Source organism: Ramlibacter sp., assembly GCF_036676645.1.
Taxonomy (GTDB): domain Bacteria; phylum Pseudomonadota; class Gammaproteobacteria; order Burkholderiales; family Burkholderiaceae_C; genus Ramlibacter.
This window is the reverse complement of record NZ_JAKFCM010000065.1, coordinates 1-23,898: the sequence shown is the minus strand read 5'-3', so window position 1 is coordinate 23,898 and position 23,898 is coordinate 1. Positions and strand designations below refer to the sequence as shown.

The following is a 23,898-nucleotide window of genomic DNA, read 5'->3' as shown; positions in this document are numbered from 1 at the left end:
CGTACGGCGACCGCCATCGGCACTGACCCTGACGCAACCGGCTGGGCTCACGGCATGCAAGCGATCACTTGGGCGACCGCCGCGGTCAGCCGCTTGGCGTAGGGCACGTGCAGGAACTCGTTCGGGCCGTGGGCATTGCTGCGCGGGCCGAGCACGCCGCAGACCATCATCTGGGCAGCCGGGAATCCCTGGCTCAACAAGCTCATCAAGGGGATGGTCCCGCCCTGTCCGATGTAGCCGCAGGGGGCGCCGAAATGCGCCTGCGAGGCCGCGTCGAGGGCGCGCTCGAACCACGGCGCGGTGTCCGGCGCATTCCAGCCGGTGGCGGCCCCGCCCGGCTCGAACGTGACCACCGCCCGGTAGGGCGCGTTGTCCTCCAGCAGGGCCTTGAGTTCCTGGACGGCGGCAGCGGCGTCGACCAGCGGGGGCAGGCGCAACGACAGCTTGAACGCGGTGTAGGGCCGCAGCACGTTGCCGGCGTCCTGCAGCGGCGGCAGGCCCTCGGCGCCGGTGACCGACAGCGTCGGCGTCCAGGTGCGGTTGACGAGCGCCTGCACCGGGTCGGTGGTGGTGGGCAGCGCCGGCTGGCCGGCCCCGCCGCAGTCGGCATGCGCCCAGGGAAAGCGCTTGTAGACCTCGTCGCCCAGGATGGCCGCGGTGGCCCGCGCCTGCTCCAGCCGCACCGCCGGCATCTCGCAATGGAAGCTCGCCGGCAGCAGGCGGCCGGTCTTGCTGTCCTCCAGCCGGTCCAGCACCTGGCGCAGGATGCGGAAGCTCGACGGCACCAGGCCCGAGGCGTCGCCCGAGTGCACGCCTTCGGTCAGCACCTGCACCTTGAGCGTGCCCGAGGCCATGCCGCGCAGCGAGGTGGTCAGCCACAGCTGGTCGTAGTTGCCGGCGCCCGAATCCAGGCAGATCACCAGCCCGACGTCGCCCAGGCGCGGTCGCAGCGCCTGCACGTAGGGCAGCAGGTCGTAGGAGCCGGATTCCTCGCAGGTCTCGACCAGGCCGACGATGCGCGGGTGCGGTACCTGCTGGGCCTTGAGCGCCTGCACCGCCGCGATGCTGGCGTACACCGCATAGCCGTCGTCGGCGCCGCCGCGGCCGTACAGCCGGCCATCCTCGTACTTGGGCGTCCACGGCCCGAGGTCGGCACGCCAGCCGTTGAACTCGGGCTGCTTGTCCAGGTGGCCGTACATCAGTACGGTCTGGCCGGCGCCGGCCCGGGTGCCCCCGACCTCGAAGAACAGCACCGGGGTGCGGCCGGGCAGCCGCACGATCTCCAGTTTCAGGCCGGGCACCTTCTGCGCCTCGACCCAGCCGGCGGCGTTGCGCAGCACCGCTTCGATGTGGCCGTGCCGCTCCCAGTCGGGATCAAAGGCCGGCGACTTGGCCGGGATGGCGATGTAGTCGGTGAGCTGGCGGACGATGTCGCGGTCCCATTGCTCGCTGGCATGCGACAGCGCGCGGGCGGCGTCGAGCGCGGCAGCGGGCATTTCGCGGTGCAGGGGGGCGTTCATTTGTGTTTCCCTCGGAGGTCGGGCGGGCCCGTCAATGTACGACGGCGGATAAAGTGGAGCCAAACGAAAGGAGACCGCCGATGAGCAGCACGGGCCGCATCCATGTCGGGGTCGGCGGCTGGAACTACGAGCCCTGGCGCGGCACCTTCTTCCCGCCCGGCCTGCCGCACAACCAGGAGCTGCAGTGGTCCAGCCGCCGCCTGACGGCGGTCGAGGTCAACGGCACGTTCTACAGCACCTTCAAGCCGGCGACTTTCGCCAGGTGGCGCGAGGAAACCCCCGCCGGCTTCGTGTTCGCGATCAAGGCGCACCGCTCCACCACCAATCGGCGCGAGCTGGGCAGCGCACGCGAGGCGATCGACCGTTTCCTCGGTTCCGGCCTCGACGAGCTCGGCGACAAGCTCGGCCCGATCCTGTGGCAGCTGATGCCGACCAAGGCCTTCGACCCGCACGAGCTCGAGTCCTTCCTGGCGCTGCTGCCGCGCAGCCTGGGCAGCCTGGCGCTGCGCCATGTGCTGGAGGTGCGGCACCCCAGTTTCGAGACACCGGATTACCTGGCGCTGGCACGCCGCTACGGATGCGTCACGGTGCACACCGACTCGCCGAAGTATCCCGGCATTGCCGACGGCGAGGCCCCGTTCGCCTACCTGCGCCTGATGCGCTGCGAGTCGCAGCGCATCACCGGCTACCCGGCCGAGGCGCTGGACCGGTGGGCCGCCGGCGCGCGGGCCTGGAGTGCCGGCCCGCCCGCGCGCGATGCCTTCGTGTTCTTCATCAACGGCGCCAAGGAGCGCGCCCCTGCAGCCGCGCTGGCCCTGCTGCAGCGGCTGGGCCCCGCGGCCCCCGGCTAGCAGAAAAGCGCACGCGCGAGCGGCGCCATCTTGTTTCGTCGCTGCCTCACGCGTGTGGAGCCGTTACGTCTGCACGCCGATGTGGCACGAGCGTAGGAGCCGGATGACATCCGCTTTGGCCTGTCGCGGGCAAGCGCAGCCTTGCCGACACGGCCCAATGGAGCCCGTCAAAGAATCTGGTTCAACGGAGCATCAGGCCATGGCCTTCAATTTCGAAACGGTGCCCGCCAATCGCGGGCTGATCGACATGGACAACCCCCGCGAGGTGAGCTGGTGGACCAAGCGGTTCACCTGCAACGAGACGCAGCTGCGCGAAGCGGTGGAGCAGGTCGGTCCCAATGCCGCCCAGGTCGAGCAGTTGCTCGACGGGCAGGAGTACATCCTGACGATCTGACCGCTTCAGCCCTCGACCCGCCAGCGCAGTCGCCCCTGCCCGGCCTCTTCGAGCCGCGCGCGCAGCGCCTGCGCCACGTCCTGCGGCGCCGAGAATGCCAGCAGCACGTCCGCGGCATGCGCGGCCTGCTGCAGCTCGGCCCCCAGCGCCGTGGCCTCGCGCCGCACCAGGCCCTCGAGCTCGTAAGGCGCCTGCACGGTCAGGCGCACCATCGGGCGCAGCGGCACCTTGTGGGCGTGCAGCAGGGCCTGGGCGACGGCTTCGGTGTAGGCGCGCACCAGCCCGCCGGCGCCGAGCTTGATGCCGCCGAAGTAGCGCACCACGGTCGCCAGCACGCCCTCCAGGTCCTGGCGGCGCAGCACCTCCAGCATCGGCCGCCCGGCCGTGCCGGAGGGCTCGCCGTCGTCGTTGGCGGCCGACTGGCCGCCGGCCAGCAGCGCCCAGCAGACGTGGGTCGCGCCGGGGTGTTCAGCCCGCAGGCCGGCCACCACCGCCTGGGCCTGCGCCCGCCCGGGGACCGGCTGGACGCGTGCGATGAAGCGGCTCTTGCGCACCAGCAGTTCGGCGTCGGCAGGTCCGCTCAGCGTCAGCATGTGCGCAGCATCGTACGCACGGACACGGCTGAGGACGACAGCCCGCCAGACTCGGCCGTGCTCCACTGCCTGCCATGTTCGACATCGGCCTGCCCTGGTGGGAGTTCATGGTCCGCGGCCTGGTCATCTACACGGCCTTGCTGCTGCTGGTGCGGCTGTCGGGCAAGCGCACCGTGGGCCAGTTCACCCCGTTCGACCTCGTGGTGGTGCTGCTGCTGAGCGAAGCCGTGTCGAACGGCCTTTCGGGCGGTGACGAGTCGGTCACGGGCGGCCTGATCGTGGCCGCCACCCTGGTCGGCCTGAATTTCGCGCTGGGCTGGCTGACCTCGCATTACGAGCCGGTGGAAAAGGCGGTCGAGGGGCGGGAAGTCCTGATCGGCCGCAACGGCGAGCTGTACGAGCAGGTGCTGCTGCGCCAGCGCGTCAGCCCCGCGGACGTGCACAAGGTGCTGCGCGAAAACGACTGCCCGCTCGAAGAGATGCGCTGCGCCTTCCTGGAGGCGGACGGCTCGATCAGCATCATCAAGCGCTGAGGCCGCGCCAGCGCCGCAGCCAGCCCAGGCCGGCGGTGGTGCCGCCCGGCACGGCGCCGCGGGCCGGGCGGTATTCGCAGCCGACCCAGCCGTCCCAGCCGCAGGTCGCCGCCACTTCGTCGATCAGGCCGAACAGGTACGGGCCGTCCAGCTCGCCGGTGTCCGGTTCGTGCCGCTGCGGCACGCCGGCGACCTGGAAATGGCCGACCCGGCCGGTCGGCAGGTACTCGCGGATCTTCATGGCCAGGTCGCCTTCCACGATCTGGCAGTGGTACAGGTCCATCTGCACCTTCAAATTGGGCGCACCCACCTCGGCCGCGATCGCGTGCGCGTCGTCCTGGCGCTGCAGCAGGTAGCCGGGCATGTCGCGCGGGTTCAGCGGCTCGATCAGCACGTCGACGCCGATCGCGCGCGCCTGCTGCGCGGCCCAGCGCAGGTTGGCCACGTAGCAGGCCCGCAGGGCGGCCCGGTCGCCGGCGGCCGGCACCACGCCGGCCATCACGTGCAGCCGCGGGCACTGCAGGACCTCGGCGTAGCGCAAGGCCTGCAGGATGCCGGCGCGGAACGGCTCCTCGCGGCCGGGCAGGGCCGCCAGGCCCCGCTCGCCGGCGGCGAAATCGCCCGGCGGCGCATTGAACAGCACCTGCTGCAGCCCATGGTCCTCGAGCCGGCGGCGGATGTCCGCCGGCGCGTGCTCGTAGGGAAACAGGAACTCCACGCCCTCGAATCCGTCGCGCGCAGCGGCTTCGAAGCGATCCAGGAAGGGCAGCTCCGGATACAGCAGCGACAGGTTGGCGGCGAAGCGCGGCATCTCAGTCCCGCAGCGGCAGGCGCACGGCCGGCGCGTTCTCGCGCGCGTAGGCGCGCACCACCTGCTCGAAGCTGTCGTCGGCGGCCAGGCCCAGCGCACGCGCGCGCTCCCATTGCAGCTGCGCCGGCCAGCTTCCCACCAGCCCTTGCACGGCCGCATCCGGCGCCCAGTCCAGCAGCGCGGTGGCGGCGGGCCCGGCCACGCGCTCGAGCGCCGCCGCCATCTCGCCGACCGTGGTGCGCAACGAAGGCAGGTTGATGGCGGTGGGCGGCCCCCATTGCGCATCGGTCGCCTCGGCGGCGCGCAGCAGGCCCTCGACCGCGCGCGCCGGCGAGGACAGCGCCACCGCCGTGTCGGCCGACACCGGCACCCGTGCACGCTGGCCGGCCAGCGGCTCGCGGATCATTCCCGAGAGAAACCCGGAAGCCGCGCCGTTGGGGCGGCCCGGCCGCACGCTGACCGTCATCAGGCGGGCGCTGCGGCCGCGCACGAAGCCCTTGCGCGCGTAGTCGGCCACCAGCTGCTCGCCGATGAACTTCTGGACCCCGTAGCTGCCCTGCGGGGTCGGCAGGGTGTCGTCGGTGATCGGCTCGGGCAGCGCCCGGCCCGGCTGCCGCCCGAACACCGCCACCGAGCTGGCGAACACGAGCAGCGGACGCGAACCGAGCGCGCGGCAGGCCTCCAGCAGTGCGTGGGTGGCGGCGAAGTTGCTGCGCATGCCCAGGTCGAAATCGGCCTCGCATTCGGCGCTGACCGCCGCGGCGAGGTGGAAGACGGCATCGGTGCCCGCGGCGGGCAGGGCGCGCGCCGCGGCCAGCTCCAGCAGATCGCCCGTGACGGCGCGCACGCGCGGGTCGGCCAGCAGGTCGGCCGGCGGCTGGACGCGGTCGGCGAGCGTGAGCGTTTCGATCGGCGCAGCCGGCCCGCCGGCAAGAGACAGTGCGCCGCGGCGGAGCAGCTCGCGCGCCAGGCGGGCGCCCAGGAAGCCGCTGCCGCCGGTGATCAGGATGTGCATGCGGCCAAGGATAGCGCCCGGGCGGCGCCGCTCAGCCGCGCTCGAACTTGAACACCGCCGTGCCGGCCAGCAGGTTCGGCAGGCCGCGCACCTCGCGGCCTTCCTGCAGGCCGAAGGCGTCCAGGATGGCCAGCCGGTTGCGCGTGGCCAGCACCTCGAAGTCCTTGAAGGTGCCCACCCGGATGTTGGGCGTGTCGTACCACTGGTAGGGCAGGCGCTTGGTCACCGGCATGCGGCCGCGCAGGATCGACAGCCGGTTCGGCCAGTGCGCGAAATTGGGGAAGGCGACGATGCCCAGCTTGCCCACGCGCACCGTCTCGCGCAGCATGGTTTCGGCGTTGCGCAGGTGCTGCAGCGTGTCGATCTGCAGCACCACGTCGAAGCTGTCGTCGCCGAACATGGACAGCCCTTCGTCCAGGTTCAGCTGGATCACGTCGACGCCGCGCCGGGTGCAGGCCAGCACGTTGTCGTCGGCGATCTCGATGCCGTAGCCGCTGCAGCCGCGCTCGCGCTGCAGCAGGTCGAGCAGGGCGCCGTCGCCGCAGCCCAGGTCGAGCACGCGCGAGCCTTGCGGCACCAGCCGGGCGATCGTGTGCATGGTGAGGCGGTCGCTCATGACGACAGCTCCGCGGCGATGCGCCCGAACCAGGCGCGCACCACCGCGTGGTAGCGCGCATCGTCCAGCAGGAAGGCGTCGTGCCCGTGCGGCGCGTCGATCTCGGCGTAGGTCACGCTGCGGCGGTTGTCCAGCAGCGCCTTGACGATCTCGCGGCTGCGCTTGGGCGAGAAGCGCCAGTCGGTCGTGAAGCTCACCAGCAGGAAGCGGGCGGTGGCCGCGGCCAGCGCGCGCGACAGGTTGCCGTCGTGGCGGGCGGCCGGGTCGAAGTAGTCCAGCGCGCGGGTGATCAGCAGGTAGGTGTTGGCGTCGAAGTACTCGCTGAACTTGTCGCCCTGGTAGCGCAGGTAGCTCTCGATCTGGAACTCGATGTCCTGCGTGGTGTAGCGCAGGTCGATGCCTTCGCGCAGCTGGCGGCCGAACTTCTCGTTCATCACGTCGTCCGACAGGTACGTGATGTGGCCGATCATGCGGGCGATGCGCAGCCCGCGCCGCGGCAGCACGCCGCGCTCGTAGAAGTGGCCGCCGTGGAATTCGGGGTCGGTGACGATGGCGCGGCGCGCCACCTCGTTGAAGGCGATGTTCTCGGCCGTCAGGTTGGGCGCGCTGGCGATCACCGCCGCGTGGCGCACCCGCTGCGGGTACTGCAGCGTCCACGACAGCGCCTGCATGCCGCCCAGGCTGCCGCCCATCACCGCGCAGAGTTGTTCGATGCCCAGCCGGTCGAGCAGCCGCGCCTGGGCGTCGACCCAGTCCTCCACCGTCATCACCGGGAAATCGGCGCCCCAGGCGCGGCCGGTGGCCGGGTTGACGTGCATCGGGCCGGTCGAGCCGAAGCACGAGCCCGGGTTGTTGACACCGATGACGAAGAAGCGCCCGGTGTCCAGCGGCTTGCCCGGTCCGATCATGCTGTCCCACCAGCCTTCGGAGCGCTCCTTGCCGGCATACGCGCCGGCCACGTGGTGCGAGGCATTGAGCGCGTGGCAGACCAGCACGGCATTGGACCGGTCGGCATTGAGCGTGCCGTAGGTCTCGTAGGCCAGTTCGTAGCCCTGCAAGGACGAGCCGCTGCGCAGCGGCAGCGGCTCGGCAAAGTGCATGGACTGCGGTTGCGCGATCAGCGTCATGGACGGCCCGGAAACGAAAAACCCGGCCCGCTAAGTCGGACCGGGTTGCGTCGGCGTCTTTAGCGGCATTTGTTAAAGCGCCCGCAAGCGGTGGCAAATCGGCGCTGTAGGTCGGCAGTATAGCAAGCGGCGTCAGCCGGCTCCCGGCAGCACCGCCCCCGCACGGCGACCCCTGCCGACCAGACGCCCTGCACCGGCCGGATCGGCGCCCCTTACTCGCCCATTTCGGCGAGGGCGGCGAGGAAGGCTTCCATGCGGGAGGATCGGCCGGGTGCATGCGCCGCGGACGTCCCGGCCGGGGACAAAAGGCAAGCGGCGCGTCGGAACCCCCCGTTTTGAGCTCATCCGGGGCGGGCCGGACGGCTGAGCCGGCCCTGGATCCGGGTCAATCCGGGGTCGGTTTTCCTTGCGTGCCGGCCGCATATCTGCTTCATAATGGATCGACGTGGATAAGCAGTGCCACGCAAGTTTGCGGTGAGCAGGTCGCTTTCGCTTCGCTCTCGGTTGATGCGTTTTCCGGACTCCATCGCTTTGTCAATGTGTTCTTTCCAGGAGTCCCATTAATGGGCAACAAACTGTACGTAGGCAACCTGCCCTACTCCGTGCGCGACAGCGACCTCGAACAGGCCTTCAGCCAGTTCGGCGCCGTCACCAGCGCCAAGGTCATGATGGAGCGCGACACCGGCCGCTCCAAGGGCTTTGGCTTCGTCGAGATGGGCAGCGATGCCGAGGCCCAGGCCGCCATCAGCGGCATGAACGGCCAGCCGCTGGGCGGCCGCAGCGTGGTGGTCAACGAAGCGCGGCCGATGGAGCAGCGCCCCCGCGGGTTTGGCGGCGGCGGTGGCGGCTACGGCGGTGGCGGGGGTGGCTACGGCGGCGGTGGCGGTGGCGGCGGCTATGGTGGTGGTGGCGGCGGCGGTGGACGCGGCTTCGGCGGCGGTGGCGGCCGCAGCGGCGGTGGCGACGGCGGCTTCCGCAGCCCGTACGGCTCCGGCCCGCGCGGCGGCGGCAACCGCGGCGGCGGCAGCAGCTACTGAAGCCGGCCCCCTTCCGAACAAAGGCTCCCGCGGGAGCCTTTTTCGTTGGATCCCGTCTCGGGCGCGTCCCGGCTTCCGGCGGGGCCGCTCTTCACTCCCCCTGCCGGCGCTTGCGCGGGCGGCCGGCCAGCAGCCGGTCGAACAGCGCGTTCGGCAGCCAGCGCAGCACGACGGACACGATCGCCATCGGCCAGGGAATCACGCGCCAGCTGCTGCCGCGCCCGATCGCCCGGAACGCCCGGTCGGCAAACTGCGCCGGCTGCAACAGGAAGGGCATGGCATAGCGGTTCCCGCGGGTCAGCGGCGTGTCGACGTAGCCCGGGCAGATCGTCACCACCTTCACGCCGGCCGGCCGCAGTTCGCCGCGCAGGCTTTCGCAGTAGCTGATCACCGCGGCCTTGCTGGCGCAATAGGCGCCGTGCCCCGGCATGCCACGGATGCCGCCGACGCTGGCGATGCCCACCAGCGTGCCCGATCCGCGCGCGGCCATCGCAGCGATGAAGGGGTGGAAGGTGGCGGCCAGGCCCACGTTGTTGGTGGCGTAGGTGCGGGCGATGACGTCCAGGTCCTCCCGGATCGCGGTGTCCACCCCGATGCTGATGCCGGCGTTGGCGATCACCACCTGGGGCACGCCTTGCTGCGCCAGGCAGCGGCCGCCCGCGGCGACGATGCTGTCGATCTGCGCGACATCGGCGGCGTACACGGCGTAGCGCGCCGGGTCCAGCCGCGCGCCCGCCGCCCAGGCCTGGATCTCGCCGGTCCGCCGCGCGGCCAGCGCCAGGTCCCAGCCCGCCTGGTAGTAACGCTCGGCCAGGGCCTGGCCGATGCCGCTGGAGGCGCCGGTGATGAAGACCAGCGGGCGCTCCATCGCGGCTCAGCGCCGGGGATCGGGCACCAGCGTCCCGCGCACCCGGCCGTGCAGCTCGCCGATGCGGTCGAGGTGGTCGTAGTCCAGTGAATCGGCGGTGAAGCGGTCGTTGCCGCGGACCAGCACCACCGGCTTGTGCGATCGCACCTGCTCGGTGTTGACGAACACGTGCAGGAACTCGCCGCGGATTTCCATGGGCGGCGCCTCGCTGCCCGGCGCCGGCTCGCGCCGGACCACCGCATCTTCGATCAGCTGCACCTCGGACCCGTCGGCATTGCTGATGGCGCGCCGGCCGGTCGCCACCGTCAGCGCCCCGCTCTCGTCGTACGAGCGCATGCGCGGGTTGTCGATCTCCAGCGTGTCGGTGTCCGGGTAGTGCCGCGCCTCGGTGCCGAACACCTCGCTCTTGAGCCGGCCGGCCGGGCCGAAGGACTTCACCGAGAAGCCGCGCATGAAGTAGTCCGGCTCGTGCACCGGCGGGAGCGGTGCGCCCGGCGCGCCCAGCAGCGACGGCGTATTGCTGGCCAGCCAGTAGGTGCCCAGCGCCAGCACCCCCATCAGGATCACCGGCAGGTAGATCGCCAGCCGGTCCCAGGTGCGGCGGGCCCAGCGCCAGGCCTGCACCAGGGGCAGGGCGCCGGCGGCCGTCATCGATACCGCTCCAGCAGCCCGGCGTAGCGACCGCTCGCCACCAGCAGCAGGTCGCAGAACTCGCGCGCCGCGCCGTGTCCGCCGGCCGCGCGGGTGACGTAGGCGGCGGCGGCCTTGACCTCCACGTGCGCATTGGCCGGCGCCGCGGCGAAGGCGCAGCGGCGCAGCACCGGCAGGTCGGGCCAGTCGTCGCCGATGGCGGCGGCCTGCGTCCAGTCCAGCCCCAGTTCGTCCAGCGTGCGCTGCGCCGCCGGCGCCTTGTCCTCGGTGCCGTAGTGCACCTTGGCCACGCCCAGCGCCGCCAGCCGGGCGCGCAGCGCCGGCGAGTCGCGGCCGGTGATCACCACCGGCGTGATGCCGGCCTGCTGCAGCAGCTTGAGCCCGAGCCCGTCGAGGATGTGGAAGCGCTTGAGCATCTCGCCTTCGGCCGACAGGTACAGCCCGCCGTCGGTGAGCACGCCGTCCACGTCGAAGAAGGCCACCCGCACGCCTTGCGCGGCCAGCAGCAGTTCCGGCTCGAATGCGATGGTGGGCGAGGGGCCGGCCCCGCCGCGCACGACGTCCGTCACTAGATCACCTTGGCGCGCATCAGGTCGTTGCTGTTGACCGCGCCGCACAGCCGGCCCTGCGAGTCGACCACCAGCACGCTGGTGATGCGGTGCCGCTCCATCAGCTCGGCCGCCTCGGCGGCCAGCGCGTCGTCGCGGATGGTGCGCGGATCGGGATGCATGACCTCGCGCGCGCGCACCCGGCGCAGGTCCACGCCCTTCTCGATCAGGCGGCGCAGGTCGCCGTCGGTGAAGACGCCCAGCAGGCGCCCCTGGTCATCGACGATGGACGACGCGCCCAGCCCCTTGGCGCTCATCTCGCGCATCAGTTCCGGGAACGGCGTGTCCGGGCCGACGCGCGGCACGGCGTCGCCGGTGCGCATGACGTCGCTCAGGTGGGTCAGCAGCTTGCGCCCGAGCGCGCCGCCCGGATGCGAGCGGGCGAAGTCCTCGACGCGGAAGCCGCGCGCATCCAGCAGGGCCACCGCCAGCGCGTCGCCCAGCGCCAGCTGGGTGGTGGTGCTGGCCGTGGGGGCCAGGTTGAGCGGACAGGCCTCCTTCTCCACCCCGCTGTCCAGCGCGATGTCGGCGTGGCGCGCCAGCGTGGACTGCAGGTTGCCGGTGATCGCCACCAGCGGCACGCCGAGCCGCTTGAGCACCGGCAGGATGGCGGTGATCTCGTCGCTTTCGCCGCCATTGGAGATGGCCAGCACCAGGTCGACCGCCTTGATCATGCCGAGGTCGCCGTGGCTGGCCTCCGCCGGGTGCACGAACAGGGCCGCGGTGCCGGTGGACGCCAGGGTGGCGGCCACCTTGCGGCCGATGTGCCCGCTCTTGCCCATGCCCATCACGACCACCCGGCCGCGCACCGCCAGCATGGCCTGCACCGCGCGGCCGAACGACTCGCCGGTGCGGGCCTTCAGGCCCTGCACGGCGGCGGCCTCGATGTCGAAGGTCTCCAGGGCCAGGCGCAGCGCGCGGGCGGGGTCGAAACCCGGGTCGGGGCTGCCCGGCGCCGGCGCTGCGGCCGGCGCGGCGGCGGCCGGCGCCGGGGGGAGGGTAGCGGGCATGGCGGGGATTCTAGGGTGCCCGTTAGCATCGGGCATGTCCACGCTGGAACTGATGCTGGTGTACCTGCTGGCCGCGGTGCTCGGCGTGGTGGCCTGCCGCTCGCTGAAGCTGCCGCCGATGCTGGGCTACCTGGTGGCCGGCGTGCTGATCGGCCCGCACGCGTTGTCGCTGGCGCAGGAGTCCGGAACCGTGCATTACGTCGGCGAGTTCGGCGTGGTGTTCCTGATGTTCGTGATCGGGCTGGAGTTCAGCCTGTCCAAGCTGCGCGCCATGCGCGGCCACGTGTTCGGGCTGGGCCTGCTGCAGGTGGCGGCCACGCTGCTGGCGGGCACGCTCGGCAGCCTGGCACTGGGGGCCGTGGCACCGGGCCTGTGGCGCATGAGCTGGCAGACCGCGCTGGTGCTGTCCGGCGCGCTGGCCATGAGCAGCACGGCGATCGTGGTCAAGCTGGTGGCCGAGCGGCTGGAGCTGGACTCCGAGCACGGCAAGCGGGTGGTCGGCGTGCTGCTGTTCCAGGACCTGGCGGTGGTGCCGCTGCTGGTGCTGGTGCCCGCGCTGGGCAGCGAGCCGGAGCGGATGCTGTCGGCGCTGTCGCTGGCCCTGCTCAAGGCCGCGGCACTGGTCACCCTGCTGCTGGTGGGCGGCCAGAAGCTGATGCGCTGGTGGCTGACGCTGGTGGCGCGCCGCAAGAGCGAGGAGCTGTTCGTCCTGAACCTGCTGCTGGTCACCCTGGGGCTGGCCTGGCTGACGGAGCTGGCCGGGCTGTCGCTGGCGCTGGGCGCCTTCATCGCCGGCGTGCTGATCGCCGAGACGGAATACAAGCACCAGGTGGAAACCGACATCCGGCCGTTCCACGACGTGCTGCTGGGCCTGTTCTTCATCGGCGTCGGCATGCTGCTGGACTGGCGGGTGGTGGCCGGCCACTGGCCGCTGGTGCTGCTGCTGGTCGTGCTGCCGGTGCTGTTCAAGGTGGCGCTGGTCGCGCTGCTGGCGCGCGTGCTGGGTGCCAGTGCCGGCGTCTCGCTGCGCACCGGGCTGTACCTGGCCCAGGCCGGCGAGTTCGGCTTCGTGCTGCTGACGCTGGCGCAGCGCCACTCGCTGGTGCCGGACGGACTGCGCAGCCCGATCCTGGCCAGCATGGTGCTGTCCATGCTGGCCACGCCCTTCATCATCCTGTACAGCAACAGGCTGGTGATGAAGCTGGTGGCCAGCGAGTGGCTGCAGCAGTCGCTGCAGATGACCACCATCGCGCGGCGCTCCATCAACGTGAACCAGCACGTGATCATCTGCGGCTACGGCCGCAGCGGCCAGAACCTGGCGCGGATGCTGGAGCGCGAGCACATCCCCTACATGGCGATGGACCTCGACCCCGACCGGGTGCGGCAGGCGGCCGCCGCCGGCGACTCGGTGGTGTTCGGCGATGCCGCCCGGCTGCAGTCGCTGATGGCCGCCGGCCTGGCGCGGGCCAGCGCACTGGTGGTGACCTACCTGGACGTGCCGGCGGCGCTCAAGGTGCTGGCCCATGCGCGCGCCCACGCGCCGCAGGTGCCGGTGATCGTGCGCACCCAGGACGACCGCGACATCGACAAGCTGCAGGCCGCCGGCGCCACCGAGGTGGTGCCCGAGGCGCTGGAAGGCTCGCTGATGCTGGCCAGCCATGCGCTGGCGCTGGTGGGCGTGCCGATGCGGCGCGTGATCCGGCTGGTGCGCGACCAGCGCGACGAGCGCTACAGCCTGCTGCGCGGCTACTTCCACGGCGCCGACGACGACACGGCCGACGAGCGCCAGCAGGACCGCCTGGCCACCGTGACGCTGCCGCCGGGCGGCCGCTCGGCCGGGCGGCGGCTCGGCCATTTCGCCTTCCACGCGATGGGCGTGCGGGTGGTCAGCGTGCGGCGCGCCAACGGCAGGTCGGCGCCGCTGGACGGCGACCCGTCGCTGGAGGGCGGCGACACGGTGGTGCTGTCGGGAAAGCCGGAGGCGCTGGCGGTGGCGGAGGAGAAGCTGCTGGCGGGGTAGGCGCCAGCCTCGAGGGAAGCCGGAGAAGTCGTCATGCCGGTCCCGACCCGGCATCCACGAAGGCGCACGCGCGTCGTTCGTGGGTTTCCGCTTGCGCTGCGCGGTTGCCGCACTGGATCCCCCGCTTGCGCTGCGCTCGCGGGGATGACCGGCGTGGCCCGCGCAGCGGGCGCGCCGGTCACTTCCCGATGCAGAACTTCGAGAAGATCACGCCCAGCAGGTCATCGGCCGAGAACTCGCCGGTGATCTCGTTCAGCGCGTTCTGCGCCAGCCGCAACTCCTCGGCCAGCAGGTCCAGCGCCGGCACTTCGCCGTCCAGCAGGGCGGCTGCTTCCAGCAGGTGCGTGTCGACCCGGCGCAGCGCCTGCAGGTGGCGCTCGCGGGCGATGTAGACGCCTTCCGGCGCGGCCTGCCAGCCGGCGATCGCGAGCAGGCGGCTGCGCAGTACCTGCAGTCCGTCGCCGGTGCGCGCCGACAGGCGGATGGCGCCGTCCGGCACGACGGCCTCCGGGACCGCATCGGCCTTGTTCCACAGCTGCAGCACCGGCACCGCCCCGGGCACGTGCGCGCGCAGCCGCTGCAGCAGGGCCTCGTCGGCGTTGCGGTAGCCGCGCTCCTGCCCGCGCGTGAGGTCGTGCAGGAACAGCACCGCATCGGCGCCGGCGATCTGCGACCAGGCGCGCTCGATGCCGATGCGCTCGACCTCGTCCTGGCTCTCGCGCAGGCCGGCCGTGTCGACCACGTGCACCGGCACGCCCTCGACCTGGATGGTCTGGCTCACCACGTCGCGCGTGGTGCCGGGAATCGGCGTGACGATGGCCAGCTCGGCGCCGGCCAGCGCGTTCAGCAGCGAGCTCTTGCCGGCATTGGGCTGGCCGGCGATCACCACCTTGATGCCCTCGCGCAGCAGCGCGCCCTGCCGGGCCCGCTGCAGCACCGCCGCCAGCCGCTGCCGCAGCCGGTCGAGCTGGCCCTGCGCATCGGCCTGGCGCAGGAAATCGATCTCCTCCTCCGGGAAGTCGAGCGTGGCTTCGACCAGCATGCGCAGGTGCACCAGCGCGTCGCGCAGGCCCTGGATCTCGCGCGAGAACTCGCCCGCCAGCGACCGGCTGGCGCTGCGCGCGGCGGCCTCGGTGCTGGCATCGATCAGGTCGGCGATCGCCTCGGCCTGGGCCAGGTCGATCTTGTCGTTGAGGAAGGCGCGCTCGGTGAACTCGCCGGGCTGCGCCAGGCGCAGGCCGATGCCGGCACCCGCTTCCAGGCAGCGCGCCAGCAGCAACTGCAGCACCACCGGGCCGCCGTGCGCCTGCAGCTCCAGCACGTCCTCGCCGGTGTAGGAGTGCGGGGCGGGGAAATGGATGGCCAGGCCCTGGTCGACCGGCGAGCCGTCGGCGGCACGGAAGGGCAGGTAGGTGGCTTCGCGCGGCTTCAGGGCGCGGCCGCAGACGGCGTCGATGACCGGCTGCACCGTGCGGCCGGACACCCGCACGATGCCCACCGCACCGCGGCCGGGGGCGGTGGCGATGGCGGCGATCGGCTGGTCGTGGCGGGGGAGCACGAGGGGATTGTCCCCTCCCCCGTCGGGGAAGGGCGGGGTGGGGGCGCGGGCGGCAAGGGGACGTCGTACTTGTTGGGGCGATGGTGTGCCCCCACCCCAGCCCTCCCCCAAAGGGGAGGGAGAAAGAAAAAGGGCCGCTTGCGCGGCCCCGTCCGGATCCCCGCCTTCGCAGGGATGCAGGCAGTCAGCTCTTGAACCTGGGCAGGTTGAACTGCGGTGGCACGCCCATGCGGGTGTTGATCAGCCACTGCTGGGCGATCGACAGCACGTTGTTGGTGATCCAGTACAGCACCAGGCCGGCGGGGAAGAAGAAGAACATCACCGAGAACGCCAGCGGCATGAACCACATCAGCTTGGCCTGCATGGGATCGGGCGGCACCGGGTTGAGCGCCGTCTGCAGCAGGGTGGTGAGCGTCATCACCAGCGGCAGGATGTAGTACGGGTCGGGCGAGGCCAGGTCGTGGATCCAGCCGATCCAGGGCGCGTTGCGCATCTCCACGCTGGTCAGCAGCACCCAGTACAGGGCGATGAAGACCGGGATCTGGATCATGATCGGGAAGCAGCCCCCGAGCGGGTTGACCTTCTCCTCGCGGTAGATGCGCATCATCTCCTGCTGCATCTGCTGCGGGTTGTCCTTGTAGCGCTCGCGCAGCTGCATCACGCGCGGGTTGATGGCCTTCATCCGGGCCATGCTCTCGTAGCCCTTGGCCTGCAGCCAATAGAAGGCGATCTTGATCACCAGCACCAGCGCCATGATCGACCAGCCCCAGTTGCCCAGCACCGAGTGGATCTGGTCCATCAGCCAGTACAGCGGCTTGGCCAGGATGGTGAACATCCCGTAGTCCTTGACCAGGTCCAGGCCCGGGTAGATGCCCTCCAGCATCTTCTCAATCTGCGGGCCGGCGAACAGGCGCGCGTCCTGGGCCGCGGCGGCGCCGGGCGCCACCGGCGCCAGCGGCGTGATCATGCCGACCGAGTAGCGGTTGTTGTCGACCTTGCGCACGAAGTTCTCGCGCCGGGTGCCGTCCGGCAGGATCCAGGCGCTGGCGAAGTAGTGCTGCACCATGGCCACGTAGCCGGCGGTGGCCTCCTTCTGGAAGTCGGCCTTGTTCTTGTCGATGTCCGACAGCTCGACCTTCTGGAACTTCTGGTCGGCGGTGAACACCGCCGGCCCGGTGAAGGTGGAGGTCGGGTTCATGATCGAGGAGCCGGCATCGCTGAAGCCGCCGCGCACCAGTTGCACGTACAGCTGCGGCGCCACCGGCTGCCCGCCGTTGTTGATCACCTCGTGCGTCACGCCCACCTCGTAGTGGCCGCGCTTGAGCGTGTAGGTCTTGACCAGCTTGACGCCGCCGACCACCGGGGACTCGAACCGCACCTTCAGCTCGTCGCTGCCCGGCTTGAGCTCGCGATCGCCGCTGACCGCCATCGGCGTGGTGTGGTTGGGGAAGTCGCCGCCGATCAGGCCGCTCTGGGCGACATAGGTCTTGCCGGTCGGGCCGGGCTGGTCCTGCAGCAGCACGAAGGTGCTGGTGCCGCCCTTGCCCTCGCTGGACTCGGCGCTGACCTGGAGGAATTCGGTGCGCACCAGCGAGCCGCCATCGGTGTCGAAGGTCAGCCGCAGCAGGTCGGTGGTGACCGTGAAGCGCTCGCGCGGCGCCTGGGCCGCCGTGGTGGTCGGCGGCGCGGCGGTGCCGGGCGCCGACGGCACGGCCTGGCCCTGGACCGGCGCCGAAGCGGCCGGCAGCGCGCCGGCGGCGCTGGCCGCGTCCCCGGGCGCCGAGGCGGTGGCCGCCGGCTTGGGCTGCGGGAAGAAGGTGGCCTGGCGTCCGTTGTGGACCTGCCACTGGTCCCACAGCAGCACCAGCGAGAAACCGAAGACCACCCACAGGATGGTGCGGCGAATATCGTTCATGAAGTCTTTTTCTGCGAGGAAGGCGTCAGCAGGCGGGTGAACGGCCGGGGCGGGTGCTCCGGCACTTCGTCCACGCCGCCGGCGCACCAGGGGTGGCAGCGAACCAGCCGCGCCAGCGTCAGGTAGCTGCCGGCGGCGGCGCCGTGGCGCTCCAGCGCCTGCAGCGAATAGGCCGAGCAGCTGGGCGTGAAGCGGCAGGCCGACCCCAGCCAGGGCGACAGCAGCAGGCGGTAGCCCTTGACCAGGCCGACCAGGAGCGCGCGGATCACCGGGACGCCTCCGAGAACAAGCGCTGCAGCTCGGCCCGCACCGCCCGCTTCAGCCCTTCGGAGCTGGCGCTGCGGAACTGCGCGCGGTCGAAGGCGGCGCGCAGCCGCACCACGTGGGCGGCGGCGGGGAGGTCGGCTTCGAAGTGCAGGCTCACGGTGTGGATCTGGCGCTTGATGGCGTTGCGGGTGACGGCGCGGCGGGCCCACCGCTTGGGAACGATGGCACCCAGCCAGGGTTCCTGCCGGACAACAAACAGGGCCGGGGACCCTGGGGGTTCCGGCCCTGTGGGACCTGGGGCCGCGGCCGGCCGGGCGTCGGGCGCCAGCGGGGCTCGATGCAGCGCGAAGTGTTCGGTGCGGGCGACGATGCGCCCGCCGGCCATGACGGCCTCGAACTGCGCCCGGGTCTTGAGCCGCTGCACGGGGGAGCAACGGGGGTTCGGGCTCAGCCCCGCCGGCCGAGCGTGCAACCGACAGCCGCGGCGGGGCCCAGGCGCAGCCCCGGCCTCAGGCGGCCAGGCGCTTGCGGCCCTTGGCGCGGCGGGCGTTGATCACGGCACGGCCGCCGCGGGTCTTCATGCGGACCAGGAAGCCGTGGGTGCGGGCGCGGCGCACTTTGGAGGGTTGGTAGCTGCGTTTCATGGTGTTCGTGCGTTCCGTGAAGGAAACCCATGATTATCGGTCAAGTCGGGCCCGCGGACAAGGAAAGGGCTGCCCGCCAGGCCGGGAGGCGGCCTCGCGCAATAGCGGAAACCCGATGTGGATAAGGTCTTCATAAATTACAATTGACGGGTTCCGGCAATGACAACTATCCACAGAGGGCGGCAAAGCGGATGAGCGAGGGGTACGGCAACAGCATGCCGGCAACGACACCGATCGGCGGGGCAGGCGGCCTGTGGCAGGCCTGCGTGGACCAGCTGGCCCAGGACCTGCCCGAGCAGCAGTTCAACACCTGGATCAAGCCGCTGGCCGCCCGCGTCAGCGACGATTTCTCCAAGGTCACGCTGTACGTGGCCAACCGCTTCAAGCTCGACTGGGTGCGGGCCCAGTACGCCGGCCGCATCGCGGCCACGCTGGAAAAGCTCTATGGCCAGCCGGTGCAGCTTGAGTTAGCGCTCGCTCAGCGAGAAAGCCCTACCAAGACTTTCGTCGCGCCCACGACGCCGGAGATCCCGCCGGTGCAGGAGCCGGTGGAACTGGCCGACGACAATCCGCCGGGCGCGTTCAAGAACCGGCTCAACACGGCGCTCACCTTCGACACCCTGGTGGAGGGCACCGCCAACCGCATGGCACGCGCCGCCGCCATGCACGTGGCCGGCATGCCGGGCCAGCTGTACAACCCGCTGTTCATCTACGGGGGGGTGGGTTTGGGCAAGACCCACCTGGTCCACGCCGTGGGCAACAAGCTGCTGGCCGAGCGCCCCGGCTCGAAAGTTCTCTACATCCATGCCGAGCAGTTCGTCTCCGATGTGGTTAAGGCCTACCAGCGCAAGACCTTCGACGAGTTCAAGGGCAAGTACCACTCGCTGGACCTGCTGCTGATCGACGACGTGCAGTTCTTCGCCAACAAGGACCGCACCCAGGAAGAGTTCTTCAACGCCTTCGAGGCCCTGCTGGCCAAGAAGAGCCACATCGTGATGACCTCGGACACCTACCCGAAGGGGCTGGCCGACATCCACGAGCGGCTGATCTCGCGCTTCGACTCGGGCCTGACGGTGGCCATCGAGCCGCCCGAGCTGGAGATGCGGGTGGCCATCCTGATCAACAAGTCGGGCGCCGAGGGCGCCGAGATGCCCGAGGAAGTGGCGTTCTTCGTGGCCAAGAACGTGCGCTCCAACGTGCGCGAGCTGGAAGGCGCGCTGCGCAAGATCCTGGCCTACAGCCGCTTCAACCAGAAGGAGATCTCCATCCAGCTGGCGCGCGAGGCGCTGCGCGACCTGCTGTCGATCCAGAACCGGCAGATCAGCGTGGAGAACATCCAGAAGACGGTGGCCGACTACTACAAGATCAAGGTCGCCGACATGTACAGCAAGAAGCGCCCGGCCTCGATCGCCCGGCCGCGCCAGATCGCCATGTACCTGGCCAAGGAGCTGACCCAGAAGAGCCTGCCGGAGATCGGCGAGCTGTTCGGTGGCCGCGACCACACCACCGTGCTGCACGCGGTGCGCAAGATCGCGCAGGAACGGCAGAACGTCACCGAGTTGAACCAGCAGCTGCACGTGCTCGAGCAGACGCTGAAGGGGTGAACTTGGCGCGGCGTCCCCACCTCGTCACGCCCGGCTTCCGCGGTCGCCCGGCGCGTCGCCGTCCGGCCGGACAACCCTGTGGAGCGTTCCGGCACAACTGCCCGCTTATCCACAGCGGCGGCGCCGCCAGCCCGGTTGTCCCGATTCCCGGAACATCCCGGGAGCACGCCCGCCCACACCCTTCCAGCAGCCGCAAGTACCTGATGAAAAAGGGGAAAATGCGCCTTGTCCACACGGGACGCCGCCCCTTACCTAGCTACTACTACCTTCAAACAAAGAAATGAAAGAGGAGAGGCTCACATGATCGTCCTGAAGGCCACACAGGAAAAGGTGCTCGCCGTGCTGCAGTCGGTGGCCGGCATCGTCGAGCGCCGGCACACGCTGCCGATCCTGGCCAACGTGTTGATCCGCAAGACCGGCGGTCAGCTGCAGCTGACGACCAGCGACCTCGAGATCCAGATCCGCACCACCGCCGACCTGGACGGCGACGGCGGCAGCTTCACCACCACGGTGGGCGCGCGCAAGCTGATCGACATCCTGCGCACCATGCCGGCCGACCAGACCGTCAGCCTGGAGTCCAGCCAGAGCAAGCTGGTGCTCAAGGGCGGCAAGAGCCGCTTCACGCTGCAGACGCTGCCGGCCGAGGACTTCCCGCTGGTGCAGGAGTCGGCCACCTTCGGGCCGGTCTTCAGCGTGCCGCAGAAGACGCTCAAGGCGCTGCTGGCGCAGGTGTCGTTCGCGATGGCCGTGCACGACATCCGCTACTACCTCAACGGCATCCTGTTCGTGGCCGAGGGCAAGCAGCTGTCGCTGGTGGCCACCGACGGCCACCGCCTCGCCTTCGCCAGCGCCACGCTGGAAGTGGACGTGCCGCGCCAGGAGGTGATCCTGCCGCGCAAGACGGTGCTGGAGATGCAGCGCCTGCTGTCCGACGCCGAAGGTGGCATCGAGATGCAGTTCGCGCCCAACCAGGCCAGGTTCTCCTTCGGCGGCATGGAGTTCGTCACCAAGCTGGTCGAGGGCAAGTTCCCCGACTACAACCGCGTGATCCCCCGCAACCACAAGAACCAGGTCACGCTGGGCCGCGACCCGCTGCTCAAGTGCCTGCAGCGCACCGCCATCCTGACCAGCGAGAAGTTCAAGGGCGTGCGCCTGACGCTGGAGCCGGGCACCCTGCGCGTGGCCAGCAACAACGCCGAGCAGGAAGAGGCGGTGGACGAACTCGACATCGACTACGGCGGCGACACCATCGAGATCGGCTTCAACGTGACCTACCTGATCGACGCACTGGCCAACATGAGCCAGGAAATGATCCGCATCGAGATGGCCGACGCCAACAGCTCGGCGCTGGTCACCAACCCGGACGACGCCAACTTCAAGTACGTCGTCATGCCGATGAGGATTTGACCGGCAGCATCTGCTGCCGATGGCTCCAAGGTGTGTCATTGCGGGCTTGACCCGCAATCCATCTCCCGCCCGCGGGGCCTCGCCAGACCATGCTGCGGGTGATGGATGCCGGGTCGAGCCCGGCATGACAACTGCACGGTGACCCGCCTACCCGGCGGGTTGCGTGTTTCGAGCGACAGAGAAAAAGACGTGTATGCCTGAGCAAAACGACCCGAACACCGGCGCCCAGCCGGCCGACCCGCGCCCGCAGAACCTCCCCGCCGCTGGCGACTACGGCGCCAGCGCCATCCAGATCCTGGAAGGCCTGGAAGCGGTGCGCAAGCGCCCGGGCATGTACATCGGCGACACGTCCGACGGCACCGGACTGCACCACCTGGTGTTCGAGGTGGTGGACAACTCCATCGACGAAGCCCTGGCCGGCCACTGCGACGACATCATGGTGACCATCCACACCGACAACTCGATCAGCGTGGTGGACAACGGCCGCGGCATCCCCGTTGCCATCAAGTGGGACGACAAGCACGAGCCCAAGCGCAGCGCGTCGGAGATCGCGCTGACCGAGCTGCATGCCGGCGGCAAGTTCAACCAGAACAGCTACAAGGTCTCGGGCGGGCTGCACGGTGTGGGCGTCAGCTGCGTCAACGCCCTGTCCAAGTCGATGCGCCTGACCGTGCGGCGGCACGGCAAGGTGCACGTGCTGGAGTTCAGCAAGGGCTTCGTGGTCAAGAGCGGCGAGGTCGGCGAGCAGGTCGGCCCCGATGGCGAGAAGGCCCTGGTGCGGCCGATGCTGGTGCTGGGCGACACCGACAAGCGCGGCACCGAGGTGCACTTCCTGCCCGACGACGAGATCTTCCGCGAAAACGCGGATTTCCACTACGAGATCCTGTCCAAGCGGCTGCGCGAACTCTCGTTCCTGAACAACGGGGTGAACATCAAGCTGGTCGACGAGCGTACCGGCAAGAGCGACGACTTCTCCGGCGCCGGCGGCGTCAAGGGCTTCGTCGACTTCATCAACAAGGGCAAGACCGTGCTGCACCCCAACGCCTTCCACTCGGTGGGCGAGAAGGCCAGCGACCAGGGCACCATGGTGGGCGTGGAAGTCGCGATGCAGTGGAACAGCGGCTACAACGAGCAGGTGCTCTGCTTCACCAACAACATCCCGCAGCGCGACGGCGGCACCCACCTCACGGGCCTGCGCGCGGCGATGACGCGGGTGATCAACAAGTACATCGACGAGAACGAACTGGCCAAGAAGGCCAAGGTCGAGATCACCGGCGACGACATGCGCGAGGGCCTGACCTGCGTGCTGAGCGTCAAGGTGCCCGAGCCCAAGTTCTCCAGCCAGACCAAGGACAAGCTGGTCTCCAGCGAGGTGCGCGGCCCGGTGGAAGACGTGGTGGCCAGCAAGCTGACCGACTACCTGCTGGAGCGCCCGAACGACGCCAGGACCATCGTCGGCAAGATCATCGAGGCGGCGCGCGCGCGCGAGGCCGCGCGCAAGGCGCGCGAGATGACGCGCCGCAAGGGCGTGCTGGACGGCATGGGCCTGCCCGGCAAGTTGGCCGACTGCCAGGAGAAGGACCCGGCGCTGTGCGAGATCTACATCGTCGAGGGCGACTCGGCCGGCGGCAGCGCCAAGCAGGGGCGTGACCGCAAGTTCCAGGCGATCCTGCCGCTGCGCGGCAAGATCCTGAACGTGGAGAAGGCGCGCTACGAGAAGCTGCTGACCAGCAACGAGATCCTGACGCTGATCACCGCGCTGGGCACCGGCATCGGCAAGGCCGGCGGCAGCGCCCATGGCAACGGCAACGGGAATGGCAACGGGAACGGCAACGGCCACAACAAGTCCGATGCCGACGACTTCAACGTCGACAAGCTGCGCTACCACCGCATCATCATCATGACCGACGCCGACGTGGACGGCGCCCACATCCGCACGCTGCTGCTGACCTTCTTCTACCGGCAGATGCCCGAGCTCGTCGAGCGCGGCCACATCTACATTGCGCAGCCGCCGCTGTACAAGGTCAAGGCCGGCAAGGAGGAGCTGTACCTGAAGGATGCCACCGAGCTCGACGCCTTCCTGCTGCGCGTGGCCCTGAACGGCGCCAGCATCTCCACCGGCGGCGACAACCCGACCACGATCAGCGGCGAGACGCTGGCCGAACTGGCGCGCAAGCACCAGGTGGCCGAGCGCGTGATCGACCGGCTGTCCGGCTTCATGGACGCCGAGGCCCTGCGCGCCATCGCCGACGGCGTGCGCCTGAACCTGGACACGGTGGCCGAAGCCGAGGCGTCGGCGGTGGCGCTGCAGGCCAAGCTGCAGGAGATCGACCACGCCAGCAACTCGACGCCGGCCGAAGTGGCGGGCGAATTCGACGCCCGCACCGACAAGCCCATCCTGCGCATCAGCCGCCGTCACCACGGCAACGTCAAGAGCAGCGTGATCACGCAGGAATTCGTCGGCGGCGCCGACTACAAGGCGCTGGCCGAAGCCGCCGACACCTTCCGCGGCCTGCTGCACGACGGCGCCCGCGTGACGCGCGGCGAGGGCGAGCGCGCGAAGGAGGAAAAGGTGGGCGACTTCCGCCAGGCCATGCAATGGCTGATCGCGGAAGCCGAGCGCACCACCTCGCGCCAGCGCTACAAGGGCCTGGGCGAGATGAACCCCGAGCAGCTCTGGGAAACCACCATGGACCCCAGCGTCCGCCGCCTGCTGCGCGTGCAGATCGAGGACGCGATCGAGGCGGACAAGGTGTTCACCATGCTGATGGGGGACGACGTGGAGCCGCGCAGGGACTTCATCGAGACGAATGCGTTGAGGGCGGCGAATATCGACGTGTGATGTCATC

23 protein-coding genes are annotated in these 23,898 nt (G+C 70.2%); 8 read left to right on the top strand and 15 right to left on the bottom strand.

All coding sequences use genetic code 11. The features are described 5' to 3' along the window. Positions 1–47 precede the first annotated feature (47 nt). Positions 48–1,520: a M20 family metallopeptidase gene (locus V6M57_RS09885; protein WP_332814817.1), complete on the bottom strand. Its 1,473-nt coding sequence runs from the start codon at positions 1,518–1,520 to the stop codon at positions 48–50. 80 nt (positions 1,521–1,600) lie between these two features. Between V6M57_RS09885 and V6M57_RS09880 the strand changes: the two genes are divergently transcribed. Both V6M57_RS09880 and V6M57_RS09875 read left to right on the top strand, forming a co-directional pair. Beyond that, a complete protein-coding gene (locus tag V6M57_RS09880) occupies positions 1,601–2,371 on the top strand; it encodes a DUF72 domain-containing protein (protein ID WP_332814816.1) in 771 nt (256 codons plus the stop codon). Positions 2,372–2,570: 199 nt separating this feature from the next. Continuing rightward, positions 2,571–2,765: a DUF3606 domain-containing protein gene (locus tag V6M57_RS09875; RefSeq protein WP_332814815.1), complete on the top strand. Its 195-nt coding sequence runs from the start codon at positions 2,571–2,573 to the stop codon at positions 2,763–2,765. Positions 2,766–2,770: 5 nt separating this feature from the next. On the opposite strand, the gene V6M57_RS09870 is transcribed toward V6M57_RS09875, so the two are convergent. Further along, positions 2,771–3,358 (bottom strand): IMPACT family protein, encoded by a 588-nt coding sequence (locus V6M57_RS09870; RefSeq protein WP_332814814.1) that lies wholly within the window; start codon positions 3,356–3,358, stop codon positions 2,771–2,773. 74 nt (positions 3,359–3,432) lie between these two features. On the opposite strand from V6M57_RS09870, the gene V6M57_RS09865 reads away from it, so the two are divergent. Further along, positions 3,433–3,891: a DUF421 domain-containing protein gene (locus V6M57_RS09865; RefSeq protein WP_332814813.1), complete on the top strand. Its 459-nt coding sequence runs from the start codon at positions 3,433–3,435 to the stop codon at positions 3,889–3,891. Here V6M57_RS09865 and otnI read toward each other — a convergent pair. Genes otnI through metX form a run of 4 tightly spaced genes read right to left on the bottom strand, consistent with a single transcriptional unit; the run spans position 3,881 to position 7,460 of the window. After that, positions 3,881–4,702: a 2-oxo-tetronate isomerase gene (otnI, locus tag V6M57_RS09860; RefSeq protein ID WP_332814812.1), complete on the bottom strand. Its 822-nt coding sequence runs from the start codon at positions 4,700–4,702 to the stop codon at positions 3,881–3,883. The genes V6M57_RS09865 and otnI overlap by 11 nt on opposite strands. Before the next feature lies 1 nt (position 4,703). After that, the gene (gene denD, locus V6M57_RS09855) at positions 4,704–5,717 is read right to left on the bottom strand and encodes a D-erythronate dehydrogenase (RefSeq protein ID WP_332814811.1); all 1,014 of its coding nucleotides are present in this window, start codon (positions 5,715–5,717) and stop codon (positions 4,704–4,706) included. Between the two features lie 31 nt (positions 5,718–5,748). Next, positions 5,749–6,333, bottom strand: a complete 585-nt coding sequence (metW, locus tag V6M57_RS09850; RefSeq protein ID WP_324912307.1) for a methionine biosynthesis protein MetW — start codon at positions 6,331–6,333, stop codon at positions 5,749–5,751. Continuing rightward, positions 6,330–7,460 carry a homoserine O-succinyltransferase MetX gene (gene metX, locus V6M57_RS09845; protein ID WP_332814810.1) on the bottom strand — a complete coding sequence of 377 codons (1,131 nt, stop codon included), beginning with the start codon at positions 7,458–7,460 and terminating at the stop codon, positions 6,330–6,332. The genes metW and metX overlap by 4 nt, the downstream gene beginning before the upstream one ends. A 563-nt stretch (positions 7,461–8,023) precedes the next feature. On the opposite strand from metX, the gene V6M57_RS09840 reads away from it, so the two are divergent. Further along, positions 8,024–8,497: an RNA recognition motif domain-containing protein gene (locus V6M57_RS09840; protein ID WP_332814809.1), complete on the top strand. Its 474-nt coding sequence runs from the start codon at positions 8,024–8,026 to the stop codon at positions 8,495–8,497. Positions 8,498–8,588: 91 nt separating this feature from the next. On the opposite strand, the gene V6M57_RS09835 is transcribed toward V6M57_RS09840, so the two are convergent. The 4 genes from V6M57_RS09835 to V6M57_RS09820 are packed head-to-tail and all read right to left on the bottom strand — an operon-like array spanning position 8,589 to position 11,634. Next, a complete protein-coding gene (locus tag V6M57_RS09835; protein ID WP_332814808.1) occupies positions 8,589–9,365 on the bottom strand; it encodes an SDR family oxidoreductase in 777 nt (258 codons plus the stop codon). A 6-nt stretch (positions 9,366–9,371) separates the two neighbouring features. Next, positions 9,372–10,016: an LPS export ABC transporter periplasmic protein LptC gene (gene lptC, locus V6M57_RS09830; RefSeq protein WP_332814807.1), complete on the bottom strand. Its 645-nt coding sequence runs from the start codon at positions 10,014–10,016 to the stop codon at positions 9,372–9,374. Then, positions 10,013–10,585, bottom strand: a complete 573-nt coding sequence (locus V6M57_RS09825; RefSeq protein WP_332814806.1) for a KdsC family phosphatase — start codon at positions 10,583–10,585, stop codon at positions 10,013–10,015. Before V6M57_RS09825 ends, lptC begins: the two co-directional genes overlap by 4 nt. Further along, on the bottom strand, positions 10,585–11,634 hold the full coding sequence (locus tag V6M57_RS09820; RefSeq protein ID WP_332814805.1) for a KpsF/GutQ family sugar-phosphate isomerase: 1,050 nt from the start codon (positions 11,632–11,634) through the stop codon (positions 10,585–10,587). Before V6M57_RS09820 ends, V6M57_RS09825 begins: the two co-directional genes overlap by 1 nt. A 34-nt stretch (positions 11,635–11,668) precedes the next feature. On the opposite strand from V6M57_RS09820, the gene V6M57_RS09815 reads away from it, so the two are divergent. Then, positions 11,669–13,654 carry a cation:proton antiporter domain-containing protein gene (locus tag V6M57_RS09815; protein WP_332814804.1) on the top strand — a complete coding sequence of 662 codons (1,986 nt, stop codon included), beginning with the start codon at positions 11,669–11,671 and terminating at the stop codon, positions 13,652–13,654. A 178-nt stretch (positions 13,655–13,832) separates the two neighbouring features. On the opposite strand, the gene mnmE is transcribed toward V6M57_RS09815, so the two are convergent. The 5 genes from mnmE to rpmH form a co-directional block, all read right to left on the bottom strand. Further along, on the bottom strand, positions 13,833–15,212 hold the full coding sequence (mnmE, locus tag V6M57_RS09810) for a tRNA uridine-5-carboxymethylaminomethyl(34) synthesis GTPase MnmE (RefSeq protein ID WP_332814803.1): 1,380 nt from the start codon (positions 15,210–15,212) through the stop codon (positions 13,833–13,835). A gap of 184 nt (positions 15,213–15,396) precedes the next feature. Beyond that, positions 15,397–17,127: a membrane protein insertase YidC gene (yidC, locus tag V6M57_RS09805; RefSeq protein WP_332814802.1), complete on the bottom strand. Its 1,731-nt coding sequence runs from the start codon at positions 17,125–17,127 to the stop codon at positions 15,397–15,399. Beyond that, positions 17,124–17,396 carry a membrane protein insertion efficiency factor YidD gene (gene yidD, locus V6M57_RS09800; protein ID WP_332814801.1) on the bottom strand — a complete coding sequence of 91 codons (273 nt, stop codon included), beginning with the start codon at positions 17,394–17,396 and terminating at the stop codon, positions 17,124–17,126. Before yidD ends, yidC begins: the two co-directional genes overlap by 4 nt. Continuing rightward, a complete protein-coding gene (locus tag V6M57_RS09795) occupies positions 17,393–17,818 on the bottom strand; it encodes a ribonuclease P protein component (RefSeq protein WP_332814800.1) in 426 nt (141 codons plus the stop codon). Before V6M57_RS09795 ends, yidD begins: the two co-directional genes overlap by 4 nt. Positions 17,819–17,903: 85 nt before the next feature. Continuing rightward, the gene (rpmH, locus tag V6M57_RS09790) at positions 17,904–18,038 is read right to left on the bottom strand and encodes a 50S ribosomal protein L34 (protein WP_332814799.1); all 135 of its coding nucleotides are present in this window, start codon (positions 18,036–18,038) and stop codon (positions 17,904–17,906) included. A gap of 191 nt (positions 18,039–18,229) precedes the next feature. Here rpmH and dnaA point away from each other — a divergent pair, with 191 nt between their 5' ends. From dnaA to V6M57_RS09775, 3 genes are all read left to right on the top strand, one after another. After that, the gene (gene dnaA, locus V6M57_RS09785; RefSeq protein ID WP_332814798.1) at positions 18,230–19,642 is read left to right on the top strand and encodes a chromosomal replication initiator protein DnaA; all 1,413 of its coding nucleotides are present in this window, start codon (positions 18,230–18,232) and stop codon (positions 19,640–19,642) included. Positions 19,643–19,942: 300 nt separating this feature from the next. Further along, positions 19,943–21,049 (top strand): DNA polymerase III subunit beta, encoded by a 1,107-nt coding sequence (dnaN, locus tag V6M57_RS09780; RefSeq protein WP_332814797.1) that lies wholly within the window; start codon positions 19,943–19,945, stop codon positions 21,047–21,049. A gap of 193 nt (positions 21,050–21,242) precedes the next feature. Next, complete coding sequence (locus V6M57_RS09775; RefSeq protein ID WP_332814796.1) at positions 21,243–23,891, top strand: DNA gyrase subunit B; 2,649 nt, start codon at positions 21,243–21,245, stop codon at positions 23,889–23,891. Positions 23,892–23,898: the final 7 nt, after the last annotated feature.

Coding starts and splice junctions, on each gene's coding strand:
- V6M57_RS09885 (WP_332814817.1), bottom strand. CDS start 1,520: ATGAACGCCCCCCTGCACCGCGAAATGCCCGCTGCCGCGCTCGACGCC.
- V6M57_RS09880 (WP_332814816.1), top strand. CDS start 1,601: ATGAGCAGCACGGGCCGCATCCATGTCGGGGTCGGCGGCTGGAACTAC.
- V6M57_RS09875 (WP_332814815.1), top strand. CDS start 2,571: ATGGCCTTCAATTTCGAAACGGTGCCCGCCAATCGCGGGCTGATCGAC.
- V6M57_RS09870 (WP_332814814.1), bottom strand. CDS start 3,358: ATGCTGACGCTGAGCGGACCTGCCGACGCCGAACTGCTGGTGCGCAAG.
- V6M57_RS09865 (WP_332814813.1), top strand. CDS start 3,433: ATGTTCGACATCGGCCTGCCCTGGTGGGAGTTCATGGTCCGCGGCCTG.
- otnI (WP_332814812.1), bottom strand. CDS start 4,702: ATGCCGCGCTTCGCCGCCAACCTGTCGCTGCTGTATCCGGAGCTGCCC.
- denD (WP_332814811.1), bottom strand. CDS start 5,717: ATGCACATCCTGATCACCGGCGGCAGCGGCTTCCTGGGCGCCCGCCTG.
- metW (WP_324912307.1), bottom strand. CDS start 6,333: ATGAGCGACCGCCTCACCATGCACACGATCGCCCGGCTGGTGCCGCAA.
- metX (WP_332814810.1), bottom strand. CDS start 7,460: ATGACGCTGATCGCGCAACCGCAGTCCATGCACTTTGCCGAGCCGCTG.
- V6M57_RS09840 (WP_332814809.1), top strand. CDS start 8,024: ATGGGCAACAAACTGTACGTAGGCAACCTGCCCTACTCCGTGCGCGAC.
- V6M57_RS09835 (WP_332814808.1), bottom strand. CDS start 9,365: ATGGAGCGCCCGCTGGTCTTCATCACCGGCGCCTCCAGCGGCATCGGC.
- lptC (WP_332814807.1), bottom strand. CDS start 10,016: ATGACGGCCGCCGGCGCCCTGCCCCTGGTGCAGGCCTGGCGCTGGGCC.
- V6M57_RS09820 (WP_332814805.1), bottom strand. CDS start 11,634: ATGCCCGCTACCCTCCCCCCGGCGCCGGCCGCCGCCGCGCCGGCCGCA.
- V6M57_RS09815 (WP_332814804.1), top strand. CDS start 11,669: ATGTCCACGCTGGAACTGATGCTGGTGTACCTGCTGGCCGCGGTGCTC.
- yidC (WP_332814802.1), bottom strand. CDS start 17,127: ATGAACGATATTCGCCGCACCATCCTGTGGGTGGTCTTCGGTTTCTCG.
- rpmH (WP_332814799.1), bottom strand. CDS start 18,038: ATGAAACGCAGCTACCAACCCTCCAAAGTGCGCCGCGCCCGCACCCAC.
- dnaA (WP_332814798.1), top strand. CDS start 18,230: ATGAGCGAGGGGTACGGCAACAGCATGCCGGCAACGACACCGATCGGC.
- dnaN (WP_332814797.1), top strand. CDS start 19,943: ATGATCGTCCTGAAGGCCACACAGGAAAAGGTGCTCGCCGTGCTGCAG.
- V6M57_RS09775 (WP_332814796.1), top strand. CDS start 21,243: ATGCCTGAGCAAAACGACCCGAACACCGGCGCCCAGCCGGCCGACCCG.